General features: G+C 73.3%; 2 protein-coding genes. Both read right to left on the bottom strand.

Annotated elements, in window-relative coordinates; genetic code table 11:
* Positions 1–145: 145 nt before the first annotated feature.
* The gene (locus tag ACZ561_RS03765; protein ID WP_470989230.1) at positions 146–355 is read right to left on the bottom strand and encodes an MbtH family protein; all 210 of its coding nucleotides are present in this window, start codon (positions 353–355) and stop codon (positions 146–148) included.
* A complete protein-coding gene (locus ACZ561_RS03760; protein WP_470989228.1) occupies positions 352–14,628 on the bottom strand; it encodes an amino acid adenylation domain-containing protein in 14,277 nt (4,758 codons plus the stop codon). The genes ACZ561_RS03765 and ACZ561_RS03760 overlap by 4 nt, the downstream gene beginning before the upstream one ends.
* Positions 14,629–14,637 lie beyond the last annotated feature (9 nt).

Below are 14,637 nucleotides of genomic sequence, written 5' to 3'. Positions count from 1 at the left end.
CTCCCCGCGGGCGGCTTCGTTCCGGCTGCGTGAGGCCGGCGACCCGAGCCCCCTGACGCGCGCCTCCACGTCGACGCACGAGACCGCCGCCCTCGGGAAGCAACTCTCCCCGAGGGCGGCGGTCCGTGGGCCGCTCGGTTCCGCGTCAGCCCTGCTGGGCCACGAGGCTCGCCGGGCGGAGGTCGGTCCAGTGGGTCTCGACGTACGCGGTGCACGCCTCGCGGGTGTCCTCACCGAACACGGTCCGCCAACCGGCCGGCACCTCCGCGAAGGAGGGCCACAGCGAGTGCTGGTTCTCGTCGTTGACGAGCACCAGGAAGCGGCCCTGCGGGTCCTCGAACGGGTTGGTGGTCATGCGTGGTCACTCCTCAGGGACGTCACGGTGAACAGTTCCGACAGCGGCTGTCGGGGATCGGCTGCCGCGGTGCGCAGCAGGGTCTGGAGTTCGTCGGCGAGCCGGCGTGCCTTGGCGGAGCCGAGCAGGTCGGTCGCGTGGATCAGACCGCAGTGGACCGGCCCGGCACCCCGCGGCTCGTAGAAGCTGAGGGTCAGCTGCGCCCTGGTCGAGCCGGTCGGTACGGCGTCGAGGGAACCGACACCGCCCTCCAGCTGCTCCAGGTCGGCCTGTTCATGGTGGATCACCATGACCTGCGGGCCCTCCTGAGGCAGTCCGGTCGCCCGGACGACCTCCTCGAACGGCACTTCCTGCCGGTCGAGCGCGCCGAGCGTGGTCTCCCGCACGCGGGACAGCAGCTCCGCGAAGGTCGGGTCGCCGGCGGTGTCGGTACGCAGCACGACCGTGTTGAAGAAGCAGCCCACGAGATCGGCCAGTTGGTCGTCCGTACGGCCGGCGACCATCGTGCCGATGGGCAGGTCGGTGCCCGCGCCGTGGGCGGTGAGCAGCGCCGCCAGGGCGGAGTGCAGCACCATGAACATGCTGGTGCCGGTCGCTCGGGCCAGGTCGTCCACGGCCGCGTGCAGCTCCTCGTCCAGGACGAAGCCCACATGGTCCGCGCCGGGCGAGGACGAGCGCGGCCCGTCCGCCGGGAGGGCCAGCTCGGCCGGTACGTCCTTCAATGTCTCGCGCCAGTAGGCGAGCTGCCGGCCGCCCCGGCTGTCCGGGTCGTCCAGGTCGCACAGGACCGCGCGGGCCCACAGCGCGTAGTCCGCGTACGAGACCGGCAGAGGCTGCCACTCGGGCGCCCTGCCTTCCGTACGTGCCGCGTAGGCCGTCGTCAGGTCACGGAAGAGGGGGACCACCGACCATTCGTCCACCGTCAGGTAGTGCATGGTCAGCAGCAGCGCCTGCTCGCCGGTGGCCGCCGTCAGCAGGTGGGCCACGAACGGGGCGGTGTGCTCCGGCTCCGGGGATCCGGCGGCCAGCTCGGTCAGCCGCGCCTCCAGGTCCGCGCACTGCTCCAGGAGCAGCGCCGGAGGCTGGACGGCCCGGTGGTGCAGCGTGCCGTCCTCCTCCGTGAACGCCGTCCGCAGGGGCTCGTGACGGCCCGCCACGTCGGCCAGGGCCGCCGAGAGCGCGTCCGCGTCCAGACCGCCGAGCGAGCGCAGCACGAGCGCGTGGTCGAAGCGGGGGGTACGGCTGTAGGCGTCCCACTGCCGTCGCTGGACGGGGGCGGCGAGGCGGGGCTCGTGACGGTCCTCCACCGGGCGCAGCGCCGGGCGGGCCGTGGACGCGCCCTTGAGCTTGCCCTCGATCCCGGCGACGGTCAGCGCGTCGAAGACGTCCCGGATGCTCAGCTCGACGCCGAACTCGGCACGGATGCGGCCCAGAAGTCGCATCGAGGCCATGGAGTGGCCGCCGAGCGCGAAGAAGTTGTCGTGGATGCCGACCTTCTCCAGCTTGAGGATCTCGCCGAACAGTCCGGCGAGTCTGGCCTGCGTCTCGTTGACCGGCTGCGTGTCGCCGGTCATCGCGGCCCAGTCCGGCACGGGCAGGGCCTTGCGGTCGAGCTTGCCGTTGGGAGTCAGCGGCAGCGGGCCGTCCAACGGCACGACGAGTGCCGGGACCATGTACTCGGGCAGCTGCCCGGCCACATGGGCGCGCAGCTCCTGCGGGTCCAGTTCGACGAGCTCCCCCGCCTCGGGGACGGCGTAGCCGACGAGGCGGACGATGTCGCCATCGCGGTCGGGCAGTACGGCGGCCTGGGCGACCGCCGGGTGACCGGCGAGGGCCGCCTCGATCTCGCCCAGCTCGATGCGGAAGCCGCGGACCTTCACCTGGGTGTCGACGCGCCCGAGGAAGTCGAGGTTGCCGTCCGCGCGCCAGCGGGCGCGGTCACCGGTGCGGTACATCCGGCTGCCGGGCGGGCCGTACGGGTCGGCGACGAACCGCTCGGAGGTCAGCGCGGTCTTGCCGAGGTAGCCGCGGGCGAGGCCGCGTCCGGAGACGTACAGCTCGCCGACGACACCCGGCGGGACGGGCCGCAGGTGGTCGTCCAGGACGTAGGCGCGGGTGTTGGGGTCGGGCCGGCCGATCGGCACGCGCCCGGACGGGCGGCCGCCGTGCTCGCGGGAGGGCCACAGCGTGGAGTTGACCGTCGCCTCGGTGAGTCCGTAGGCGCAGATGAGGTGGGCCGTGGCGCCGAACCGCTCGAAGACGTCCGGCGGCACCGTCTCCGTACCGACCAGGACGGTCGACCCCTCGGGCAGCTCGCAGCCGGGCGGCAGGGCCGACACGAGGGACGGCGGCAGGATCATGTGGGTGATCCGCTGCTCGGCGAGGAAGTCGGTGAGCGCCGGTCCGGCGACCCGTGCCTCGTCGGTGATGAGGACGAGTCGGCCGCCGTGGCAGAGCGCCATCGCCAGTTCGAACGCGAAGACGTCGAAGCCGATCGAGGCGAACTGGAGGACGTGGCTGTCGCTCTCCAGGCCCATCCGGTCCACGGCGGTGGCGACCAGGCTGGAGATGCCCTCGTGCGGGACGACGACACCCTTGGGGCGGCCGGTGGAGCCCGAGGTGTAGATGACGTACGCGGCCTGGTCCAGGAGGACAGGCTTGCTGTCGAGCGCTGTCTCCGGAAGGGTCTCCAACTCGGCGACCACCGAGGGCTCGTCGAGCAGCACGACGGGGACGCCCGCGACCTCGGGGATCTTGCCCGCGACCGGCTCGGTGCCGACCACGAGCGCGGTCCGGGAGTCCTCGATCATGTACGTGAGGCGGTCGGCCGGGTGGACCAGGTCCAGCGGCAGGAACGCGGCGCCGAGCTTCAGCGTGGCGAGCACCGTGGCGACCATGTCGGCCGAGCGGGGCACGGCCACGCCGACCACGCTCTCGGTGCCGGCACCGCGCGCGGCGAGGAGCCGGGCGAGGCGGTTGGCGCGGGCGTCGAGCTCCGCGTATGTCACGGACCGGTCGCGGTCGACGACGGCGACCGTGTCGGGGCGCTCCGCGAGCCGCTGCGCGAACAGGGCCGGGAAGGACTCCTCGTCGACCTCACGGGCCGTGGCGTTGAAGCCCTCCAGGACCAGCTGCCGCTCGTCGTCACCGAGGATCTCCGCCGTCGAGACGGGCTGCTCGGGTGCGGCGACGAGGGCCGCGACGAGGCTCTGGAGGCGGTCGGCGAGGCGCTCGGCGGTCCGGTGGTCGAACAGCTCCGTGGCGAACTCCAGGCGGCAGCCCAGGGAACCGGTGCCGCCGTCGGCAGGGTTGTGCTCGGTGAAGCTGAACACCAGGTCGAACTTGGCCGAGTGGATGCGGAACGGTACATAGTCGGCGTGGAGGCCGGGCAGTTCCAGTCCGTCGCCTGTACGGGCGTGGTAGCCGACCATCACCTGGAACAGCGGGTTGCGTGAGAGGGAGCGGGTCGGGTTGAGCTTCTCGACCACGGACTCGAACGGCACGTCCGCGTGCGAGAACGCGGCCAGGTCGGTCTCCCGGACCCGGGCGAGCAGCTCGGTGAAGCTCGGGTCGCCGCTCAGGTCGGTGCGCAGCACGAGCGTGTTGACGAAGAACCCGACCAGGTTGTCGAGGGCCTCGTCGCCGCGCCCCGCGATGGGCGAGCCGAGGGGGATGTCCGTACCGGCGCCCATGCGGTGGAGCAGGGCGGCCACGGCCGCGTGCACCACCATGAACATGCTGGCCCCGGTCTCGCGGGCGAGCCGCTTCAGCCCCTCGTGGACGTCGGCGTCGAACGCGATGTCCAGTTCGGCGCCGGAGAAGGCCGGCCGCGCCGGCCGGGGCCGGTCCGTGGGCAGTTCCAGCTCCTCGGGGGCGCCGTCCAGGGTCGTGCGCCAGTACTCCAGCTGCCGGGCGGCGAGGCTGTCCGCCTCGGCCGGATCACCGAGCAGACGCTGCTGCCACAGGGCGTAGTCGGCGTACTGGACGGGCAGCGGCTCCCAGCCCGGTGCCGTACCGGAGACGCGGGCCGCGTAGGCGGTGGCCAGGTCGCGGAGGAAGGGGCGGTCCGACCACTCGTCGGTGGTGATGTGGTGCAGCAGCAGGATGACGACGTGGTCCTCGGGCGCCAGGTCGACGACCGTGGCGCGCAGCGGAAGCTCGGTGGCCAGGTCGAACGGCCGGTTGACGGCGGCCTCGACGAGCGCGGGCACCTGGTCCTCGGTGGCCTGCAGCCGCTCCACCACGGGCCGCGCCTCGTCGGCGGGCAGCACGCGCTGGACGGCCTGGCCGTCCGTTTCCACGAACACCGTCCGCAGGGCTTCGTGCCGCGCCGTCACATCGGCGAGGGCGGTCCCCCACGCCTCGATGTCGAGGTGGCCGCGCAGCCGCATGACCAGCGGGAAGTTGTACGCGGCCGAGGTGCACTCGATCTGCTGGATGACCCACAGCCGCTGCTGGGCGTGTGAGAGCGGCAGCTCGTCGGGCCGCACCGTCGCCGTCAGTGCGGGGCGGGCGGCGCCCTGCGAGGCGGCGGCGCGCTGCACGAGTTCGGCGACGGTGGGTGCCTCGAACAGGTCACGGATGGCGAGTTCGGCGTCGAGGGCGGTGCGGGCGCGGCTGACGAGACGGGTGGCGAGCAGCGAGTGGCCGCCGAGTTCGAAGAAGTCGCTGTCGATGCCGACGCTGCCCTCCGCCAGACCCAGGACCTCGGCGAAGAGAGCGCAGAGCGTCTCCTCGCGCGGGGTGCGGGGCGGGCGGATGGTGCCGGTGCCGCCGAAGTCCGGGGCGGGCAGGGCCCTGACGTCGAGCTTGCCGTTGACGGTGATCGGGAGTGTGTCCACGGGGACGAGCGCGGTGGGGACCATGTAGTCGGGCAGGCCGGCCTTCAGGTGCTCGCGCAGCCGCTGGATCAGGGCGTCGTCCGCCTCGGAGCCGTCCTCGGGCGCGAAGTAGCCGACCAGGCGCTTCGTCCCGGTGCTCTCGTTCACGACGACCGCCGCGTGGGCGACGTCGGGGTGCGCGGACAGGGCGGTGGATATCTCGCCCAGCTCGATGCGGTAGCCGCGGATCTTGACCTGGTCGTCGGTGCGGCCGAGGAAGTCGAGGAGGCCGTCGGGGCGCTGCCGTACGAGGTCTCCGGTGCGGTACATCCGCTCGCCGGGCTCACCGAACGGATCGGCGACGAAGCGCTCGGCGGTCAGGCCGGGGCGGTCGTGGTAGCCGCGGGCGAGGCCGGTGCCGGCGATGTACAGCTCGCCGGGGCAGCCGGGCGGGACCGGCCGCAGCATCTCGTCCAGGACGTGGGCTCGGGTGTTGCGGATGGGGATGCCGACCGTGGGGGTCGCACTGTCGGTGGTGGAACCGCCGAGCGTGTTGATCGTGTACTCGGTGGGGCCGTACAGGTTGTAGCCGTAGGTGCCCTCGGTGCGGCGGAGTCGGGTCCAGACCGTGTCGGACACGGCCTCTCCGCCGAGCAGGACGAGCGCGGGGCGGTGCTTCCCGGTCGTCTCGTCCCGGTCGAGCAGGCCTTCCTCGATGAGGAGTTGGGCGTAGGTGGGGGTCACGTTGACCACGTCGACGCGGTGCCGGTCGCAGTAGGCGACCAGCGCCTCGGCGTCACGGCGCAGTTCCTCGTCGCAGACGTGGACCTCGTGGCCCTCGACGAGCCAGAGCAGCTCCTCCCAGGACATGTCGAAGGCGAAGGAGACGGTGTGCGCGATACGCAGCCGCCGCCCGCCCGCCGAGGCGATGGCCGGGTCGAAGATCTCCCTCTGGTGGTTGAGCTGCATGTTCGTCAGGCCCCGGTAGGGGGTGACGACGCCCTTGGGCCGGCCGGTCGAGCCGGAGGTGTAGATGATGTACGCCGGGTACTCGAGGCGGTCCGCCACATCGTGTGCGAACGCGGGCCGTTCGGCGTCGGTGATCTCGCTGCCGGGCAGGGCGGCCAGTTCGGCGGCCACGGCCTCGTCGTCCAGGAGGAGCTCGGGGGCGACGGGGCCGGTACCGCCGCGCAGGGTCGGCGCGACGGCGGTCGTGGACACCAGGCAGAGAGGCCCGGTGTCCTGGGCCATCAGCCGTAGCCGGTCGGCCGGGTGGTCGAGGTCGAGCGGCAGGTAGGCGGCGCCGGTGCGCAGGACGGCGAACAGGGCGGCGACCATGTCGATGGAGCGGGGCAGGGCGAGCGCGACGGCCTTCTCGGGGCCCGCGCCGCGGGCGAGCAGGAGCCGGGTGATCCGGTTGATGTGCGCGTCCAGTTCGGCATACGTCAGGGCGCGCTCGCCGAAGACCAGGGCCACCGCGTCGGGGGTGCGGGCGACCTGGTCGGCGAGCATGTCGGCGACGGTCTCGTTCGGTACGGACTCGCGGCCCGCCTCCCAGCCGGCGCGCAGAGCGGCGCGCTCGGCGGGCAGCAGCAGGTCGACGTCGACGGTCCGGGCGGTGGCGGCGGCAGCGTCGTCGAGGGTCTCGGCGAGCCGCTCCAGGACGGCCGTGAACCGTCCGAGGATCGCGGTGGCGTCCTCCGGGGCGAACAGATCGGGACGGGCCGCCAGCGTGACCTTGAGCCGGGTCTCGGGTGTCACGATCAGGGTGAGCGGGAAGTGGGTGCCGTCCACGTTCGACACGTCGGTGATCCCGTACCGCTGCCGGAGCGCCGCGGCCCGGTCCTCGCCGTCGGCGGAGCGGAGCACGAACAGGGTGTCGAACAGACGGCGGTGGCCGGTCTCCTGCTGGAGCGTGCCGAGGCCGACGTGCTCGTACGGCATGACGGCCGCGCGCTCGGACTGCATCCGCCGCAGCAGGTCGAGCAGCGGCTCGTCCGGGGCGAACGCGACCCGTGCCGGAATCGTGTTGAGGAACATGCCGATGATGCCGGCGACGTTCGGTACGTCCGCGGGCCGTCCGGCGACGGCCGTGCCGAAGGCGACGTCGCCGCGGCCGGTCATCGCCGAGAGGACCAGGCCCCAGGCCGCGTTCAGCAGGGTGTTCAGGGTGAGTCCGTGGCGGCGGGCCAGGTGACGCAGCCGGTCGCTGGTCTCCCTGGTGAGCACGGCGTCGAAGTCGGCCGGGATGACCGGGCCCGCGTCGCGCCCGGTGGGGGCGACCAGGGTCGGCTCGTCGAATCCGGAGAGCGCGCCGCGCCAGGCGGCGAGGGCCTGCGTGGTGTCCTGCTCGTCCAGCCAGGCCAGATAGTCGCGGTACGAACCGGGCGCGGGCAGACCGGTGGCGTCGCCGGCCCTCTCGTACAGCGTGAACAGCTCCTCCAGGAACAGCCACGCGGACCAGCCGTCCCACAGGATGAGGTGGTGGGTGACGACGAGACGGTCCCGGCCGTCACCGAGCCGGATGAGCAGCAGCCTGCACAGCGGCGCCGCGGAGAGGTCGAAGCGGCGTCGGCGGTCGGCGGCCAGCAGCTCGTCCACGCGGGCGCGCTGCTCCTCGGCGGGCAGCCCGGACACGTCGATCTCCACCAGGGGGATCTCGGCGCCGTCGGCGATGAACTGCACGGGCCGGGGCAGGCCGTCACTGGTGAATCCGGCGCGCAGACTGGTGTTCCGCCGCAGCAGCGCCCGGCCGGCGGCGCGCAGCCGGTCGGTGTCGAGTCGGTGGTCGAAGTCCAGGGTCTCCTGCGACAGGTAGACGTCGAGCGCGTCGCCCGCGTCGTAGGTGGCGTGGAAGTACATGCCCTCCTGGAGCGGGGAGAGCGGCCAGATGTCGGCGACGGGGAGACCGGCGGCGGACTCGACGCGGGCGGTCTCCTCCGGGGAGAGCTCGAGTCCGCCCAGCGGGGCGGGGGCCTCGGGTTCCGCCGGCGCTCCGGCGGTCAACTGGGCGAGCAGCGCCTGCAGGGCGGGGTCGACCGCCGCACCGGACTGTGCCTGGGCGGCCAGCATCGCCTGGAGGGCGGCGGCGGCCTGTCCGGCGTCGGCGGCGGAGACGGTGACACCGGTGGCGGGCGTCTCCGCGGTCGGTGCGGTCTGCTCGGCAGGCTCGTCCGGCACGCTCGCGGCCGCCGCGGCGAGCGCGGCGGGCGTGCGGTGCTCGAACACATCGCGCGGGCTGATGGTCAGTCCCCTTTCACGGGCCCGGGTGGCGACGGCGATCGAGGTGAGGCTGTCGCCGCCGAGCATGAAGAAGTCGTCGTCGGCACCGATGCCGGGCAGGTCGAGGACGTCGGTGAAGATCGCGCACAGGGCGCTTTCCCGCTCGTCGCGGGGCGCCCGGCCGCCGGCCGCGGGAGCGACGGAGGGCGAGGGCAGGGCGTTCTGGTCGAGCTTGCCGCTGGGTGACAGCGGCAGCTCGTCGAGGGCCATGACGGCGGTCGGCACCATCGCCGCGGGCAGCGCCTCGGCGAGCGCGGTGTGAAGGGCGGCGGCGTCCAGGGCGGTTCCGGGGCGGGGAACCGCGTAGCCGAGGAGCGCACCGTCGCGGACGATCACGGCCGCTCGGGCGACGCCCGACAGGTCTGCCAGGGCGGTCTCGATCTCGCCCAGCTCGATCCGGTTGCCCCGGATCTTCACCTGCCGGTCGGTGCGGCCGAGGTACTCGACGGCGCCGTCGACGCGGCGGCGGACGAGGTCACCGGTGCGGTACATGCGAGTGCCCGGCTCGCCGAACGGGTCGGCGACGAAGCGCTCGGCGGTCGTGCCGGCCCGGTCGTGGTAGCCACGTGCCAGCTGGACCCCGGCGAGGTAGAGCTCGCCGGGCACCCCGTCCGGCACGGGACGCAGAAGGGTGTCCAGCACGTGCAGCCGGGTGTTCCACACCGGCCGGCCGATGGGGACGGCGGGCTCGGTGCCGCCTTCGTACGGGAAGTAGGTCACGTCCACGGCGGCCTCGGTGGGCCCGTACAGGTTGTGCAGGGGTACCGGGCCTCGTCCGTGGCGGGATGTCAGCTCCGACCAGCGGCGGGCGTCCGGGCCGCTGAGCGCCTCGCCGCTGCAGAAGACGCGGCGCAGGCTCGCCGCCCAGTCCGGGGTGTCCGTGCCGGCCTCCATGACCTGGACGAAGGCGGCCAGCATGGAGGGGACGAAGTGCAGTGTGGTGATCCGCCGGGTGTGGATCAGCTCGGCCAGGTAGGCGGGGTCGCGGTGGCCGTCGGGCCGGGCGAGGACGACGGTCGCGCCCTCGGTCAGGGCCCAGAAGAACTCCCACACCGAGACGTCGAAGCTGGACGGGGTCTTCTGGAGGACCCGGTCGTCGGTGCCGAGCCCGTACTCGCCCTGCATCCAGGCGAGTCGGTTCACGACGGCCCGGTGAGTGACGGTGACTCCCTTGGGCCGGCCGGTGGAGCCGGAGGTGTAGATCAGGTACGCCGGGTGGTCGGCTCCCGGCTGCACCAGCGGTGTGTCCGGGGCGTCCGCGCCGTGGGCGACGGGCGTGTCGGAGACGTCCGCGTCCACCAGCACGTGCTCGAGTCCCGGCGCGTCGGGCAGTCGCCGGGCCGCCTGGGCGGTGGTCACGACCGTGCGGGCCCCGGAGTCGGCGAGCATGAACGCCACCCGGTCGGCGGGGTAGTCGGGATCCACGGGCAGGTAGGCGGCGCCGGTCTTGTGCACGGCGAGCAGCGCGACCATGAGCTCCGCCGAGCGCGGCACGGCGACGGCGACGAACTGTTCGGGGCCTGCCCCGCGCGCCCGCAGTCGGCGGGCCAGGGCTTCGGCGCGCCGGTCGAGTTCGGCGTAGGTCAGGGTGGTGTTCTCGAAGACGACGGCGGGGGCGTCCGGGGTCCTCGCCACCTGGGCGGCGAAGAGCGTGGTGAGGGTGGCGTCCGCCTCGGGGAGCCGGTGCTCGGTGGCGTTGAGCTCGGTGAGACGCTCCCGCTCGCGCTCGGACAGCAGGCCCGTGCGGGCGACGGGGCGGTCGGGGTCGGTGGCGAGGGTGCACAGCAGCGCTTCGAGGCGGTGGGCGAGCACGGCGGCGGCGATCCGGTCGAGCCGGGCCGCGTCGTACATGAGTCGCAGCGACAGACGCCCCTCGCGCGGGTCGACGATCAACGCGAGCGGGTAGTGCACGGTGTCGAGCACCTCGGCGCCGGTGACGAAGGCGTCCTCGGCGGCGGGACCGTCGCCGGTCGGGTAGTTCTCGAACACGACGAGGGTGTCGAAGAGTTCGCCCGGTCCCTGGCCGGCGATCCGCTGGATGTCGGCGAGTCCGAGGTGCTGGTGGTCCAGGAGTGCCGCGTGCTCGTCCTGGATCCGGCGCAGCAGATCGGCGAGGGACTCTTCGGGCAGCGGGTTCACCCGGGCCGGAACGGTGTTGATGAAGAGGCCCACGGCGGAGTCCAGGCCCTCGACCTCGGTGGTGCGCCCGGACACGGTGGTGCCGAAGACGACGTCCTGGCTGCCGGTGAGACCGCCGAGCAGCAGGGCCCAGGCGCCGTGGACGACGGTGCTCAGGGTGACGCCCAGGGTGCGGGCGCGGCCGGTCAGTTCGTCGGTGAGCGCTTCGGAGAGCCGGACGTCGACGCGCTCGTGCCCGGCAGGCGTCGACGGGTCGTCGCCGCGTGCGGTGGTGAGGGCGGGCAGCCGGGTCGGGCCCTCGAGGCCGGACAGGGCCTGGCGCCACGCGTCGCGGGCGGCGTCCCGGTCCCGGCCGGCCAGCCAGGACAGGTACGCGTGCGGGTCGGCGGGCGTGGGCAGGGTCCCGCCCCGGTAGGCGGCGGTCAGTTCCCGCAGCAGGACGGAGACCGACCAGCCGTCGGCGATGATGTGGTGCAGGGTGAGCAGAAGCCGGTGGCGCTGTCCGTCCCTGATGAGCGTGGCCCGCATCAGCGGTGGCAGGGACAGGTCGAACCGCTCGGAGCGGTCCTGCCGCAGGATGTCCTCCAGGGCGGTCCGCTCGGTGTCGGCTTCGTGCCAGGGAAGGGTCACGTGGTCGGCGAGCCGCTGGACGACGTCACCGCCGGGTCGTTGGCGGAACGAGGCGCGCAGCAGGGGGTGCCGGTCCAGGAGGAGCTGGAGCGCCCGGCGCAGTCGGTCCGGTTCGACGGCGTCGGCGAGGTCGAGGAGTTCCTGGACGACGTACAGGTCGCCGGCCTCCTGGTCGAACTCCGAGTGGAAGAAGAAACCTTCCTGGAGCGGCGAGACGGGCAGGGCGTCCTCGTCGAGCAGCACGTTCCGGGTGGTCGACGGGGTGCTGTCGGCCGCCGTCCGGTCGGCGCTCCTGGCGAGCGCCGCCACGGTCCGCTGCCGGAACACGTCCCGGGGCGTGATCGCGAGTCCGGCGCCGCGGGCGCGGTTGACGAGCTGGATCGCGACGATGCTGTCGCCGCCCAGCTCGAAGAAGCTGTCGTGCACGCCGACCGACGGCAGGTCGAGCACCTCGGCGACGAGCGCCGCCAGCGCGGTCTCCGTGGGCGTCGTGGGCGCGTCGTCCCCAGCCATCGCCGTCCACTGCGGAGCGGGCAGGGCGCGGCTGTCGAGCTTGCCGTTCGGCGTCAGCGGCAGCGGCCCGTCGAGGCGTACGAGGGCCGAGGGGATCATGTGGTCCGGGAGGGTCTCGGCGACCTGGGCTCGCGCCCGCGTCACGGCGGCGTCGGGGTCCGCGGCGGTCGTTCCGCCTTCGGTGACGAGGTAGGCCACGAGCCGGTTGACGCCCCGGTGGTCCTGGCGGACGAGGACGGCGGCCTGGGCGATGCCGGGGCAGGCCATGAAGGCGCTCTCGATCTCGCCGGGCTCGATCCGGTGCCCTCGGATCTTGAGCTGGCCGTCCGCGCGGCCGAGGAACTCCAGGTTGCCGTCGGCGCCCCAGCGGACCCGGTCGCCCGTCCGGTACATGCGGCTGCCCGGTTCGCCGTACGGATCGGCGACGAAGCGCTCCGAGGTCAGCGCGGGCCTGCCGAGGTAGCCACGGGCGAGGCCGCGCCCGGCGACGTACAGCTCGCCCTCGGCGCCCACGGGCACGGGTCGGAGCGCCGAGTCGAGTACGTAGGCACGGGTGTTGGGGTCCGGACGGCCGATGGGCGCCGGTCCCGGACGGTCGGGTTCGGCGAGCCACAGGGTGGAGTTCACCGTCGCCTCGGTGAGGCCGTACGCGACCACGACCTGGACCCGTCCGGCCCAGCGCGCGATGAGTTCACCGGGCACCGCCTCGGTGCCGACGACCAGGACCGAGCCTTCGGGAAGCTCGCAGTCCCGGGGCAGCGCCGAGACGAGTGACGGCGGCAGGATCATGTGGGTGGCGCGATGGCGGGCGATGTAGTCGGTGAGGGCCGGTCCGGCGACGCGGCGCTCGGCGGGAACGACGATCACGCGGCCACCGACGCACAGCGACATGATCAGGTCCCAGACCGTCACGTCGAAGCCCACGGAGGCGAACTGGACGACACGGCTGTCGGCGGTGATGCCGATGCGGTCGGTGGCGGTGGCGATGAGGCTGCCGACGCCGTCGTGCGAGACCACGGCCCCCTTGGGGCGGCCGGTGGAGCCCGAGGTGTAGATGACGTACGCGGCCTGGTCCAGGGCGATCGGCAGGTCGAGGTCCGCGTCGCCGAGACCGGCGCACTCGGCCGTCACGGACGGTTCGTCGAGCAGCAGGTGAGCGACGCCGGGCGCGTCGGGGAGCGTGCCGGACAGATCGCGCGTGGTGATGACGGTGCGCGCGCCCGCGTCGGTCAGCATGTAGGCGAGGCGGTCCTGCGGGTGGTCGGCGTCCAGCGGCAGATAGGCGGCCCCGGCCTTCATCACCGCCAGCAGGGAGACGACGAGTTCGGGCGAGCGCGGGAGCGCCACGCCGACGACGTCCTCGGTGCGTACTCCGCGGGCGACGAGGAGACGGGCCAGCCGGTTGGCGGCCGCGTTCAGTTCGGCGTACGTCAGCTCCCGGTCCTCGTACACGAGCGCGACGGTGTCGGGCGCCCGGCGCGCCTGTCGCTCGAAGGCGGCCGGCCAGGACAGCTCGGGGACCTCGCGCGGTGACACGCCGAACTCGTCGAGGAGTTGGACGCGCTCCGCATCCGAGGTCAGCTCGATGTGGCCCAGCGGGCGGTCGAGGTTCGTGGTGAGGGCGTGCAGGACGGCGAGGAAGCGGTGCTCGTGGTGGCGCAGTGCCTCCTCGTCGCAGACCTCGGCGTCGGCGTCGAAGTAGACACGGACGCCGTTGCCCGGCGCGCGCTCGGCGAAGCACAGGGCCAGGTCGCTGACCGGACCGAGCCAGATCGGGGCGAGTTCGGCCTCCTGGCCGGGGAATCGCAGGTCCTCGGCGCGGGGCAGGATGTTCACGGTCGGGCCGACGAGTTCGGGCACGCCGTCGGCCAGTCCCAGCTCCCTGGCCAGGTCTTCGGCTCGGTAGCGTCCGTGGGCGACGGCTTCGGAGATCGCCTGCCGTATGTCGGTCAGGAGCTCGGCGCCGGTCGTGCCGGGGCGTACGGACACGCGCAGCGGGACGATGTTGGACACCATGCCGGGGACGGTGGCGGACACCGCGTCCTCGCGGGCGGCGATCGGCAGGCCGAGCACGAGGTCCTGCTCACCTGTGGCGCGGTGCAGGTAGGCGGCGACGGCGGCGATCAGCAGGCGGGAGGGGCGTACGCCGGCGTTGTCGGCGGCGGCGTTCAGCCGTTCGGTGGCCTCGGCGGACAGCTCCGCCGTGCGGCGCAGCCGACGCGTCATGGGCGAGGGCGCGCGCTCGACGAGGCGTACGGGCTCGGGCCGTCCGGCCATGCGGCCGAGCCAGTAGGCGCGGTCCTGCTCGTGGCGGTCGGAGGCGCGGTAGGCGCGGTCGGCGTCCACCAGGCTGGCCAGGGACCAGTCGCACGGGGCGGGTGTCCGCTCCTCGGCGGTGTAGAGCTCTCCGGCCCGGCGGGTGATGAAGGCGACGCCCATGCCGTCGGTGACGATGTGGTGGTACCGCTGGTACCAGGCGACGTGGTCGTCCGCGAGCCGGAGCAGTGCCTGGGCGAAGAGCGGGTCACCGGCGAGGTCGACGGGCCGGTCGCGGTCGGCGGCCATCCAGGCGGAGGCGGCCGCCTCGGGGTCCGGGGCGCCGCGCAGGTCCACGACGGGTACGTCGACGGGGGCGCGGTGGAGGGTCTGTCGGGGTGCGCCGTCGTCGGCGCGGACGCGTATGTGCAGGCTTTCGGCCTCTTCGACGGCCGTTCGCACCGAGGCGCCGAGGCGGTCGAGGTCGGTGTCGCCGCGCAGGTCAAGGACGAACACGATGTTGTAGGCGGAGCTGTCCGGTTCGATCTGCTGGGCTAGCCAGATCCCGGATTGCCCACCGGTGAGGGGGATCCCGGAAGCGGCGGACGTCCGGTCCGACTCGACGTCAAACATCGTTCGAAA

The organism is Streptomyces sp. NPDC039609 (assembly GCF_055596705.1).
This window is presented reverse-complemented; position numbering and strand designations above follow the sequence as displayed.

What these genes read in the sequence shown, in the direction of transcription:
- ACZ561_RS03760 (WP_470989228.1), bottom strand. Translation starts at nt 14,628, where the DNA reads ATGTTTGACGTCGAGTCGGACCGGACGTCCGCCGCTTCCGGGATCCCC.
- ACZ561_RS03765 (WP_470989230.1), bottom strand. Translation starts at nt 355, where the DNA reads ATGACCACCAACCCGTTCGAGGACCCGCAGGGCCGCTTCCTGGTGCTC.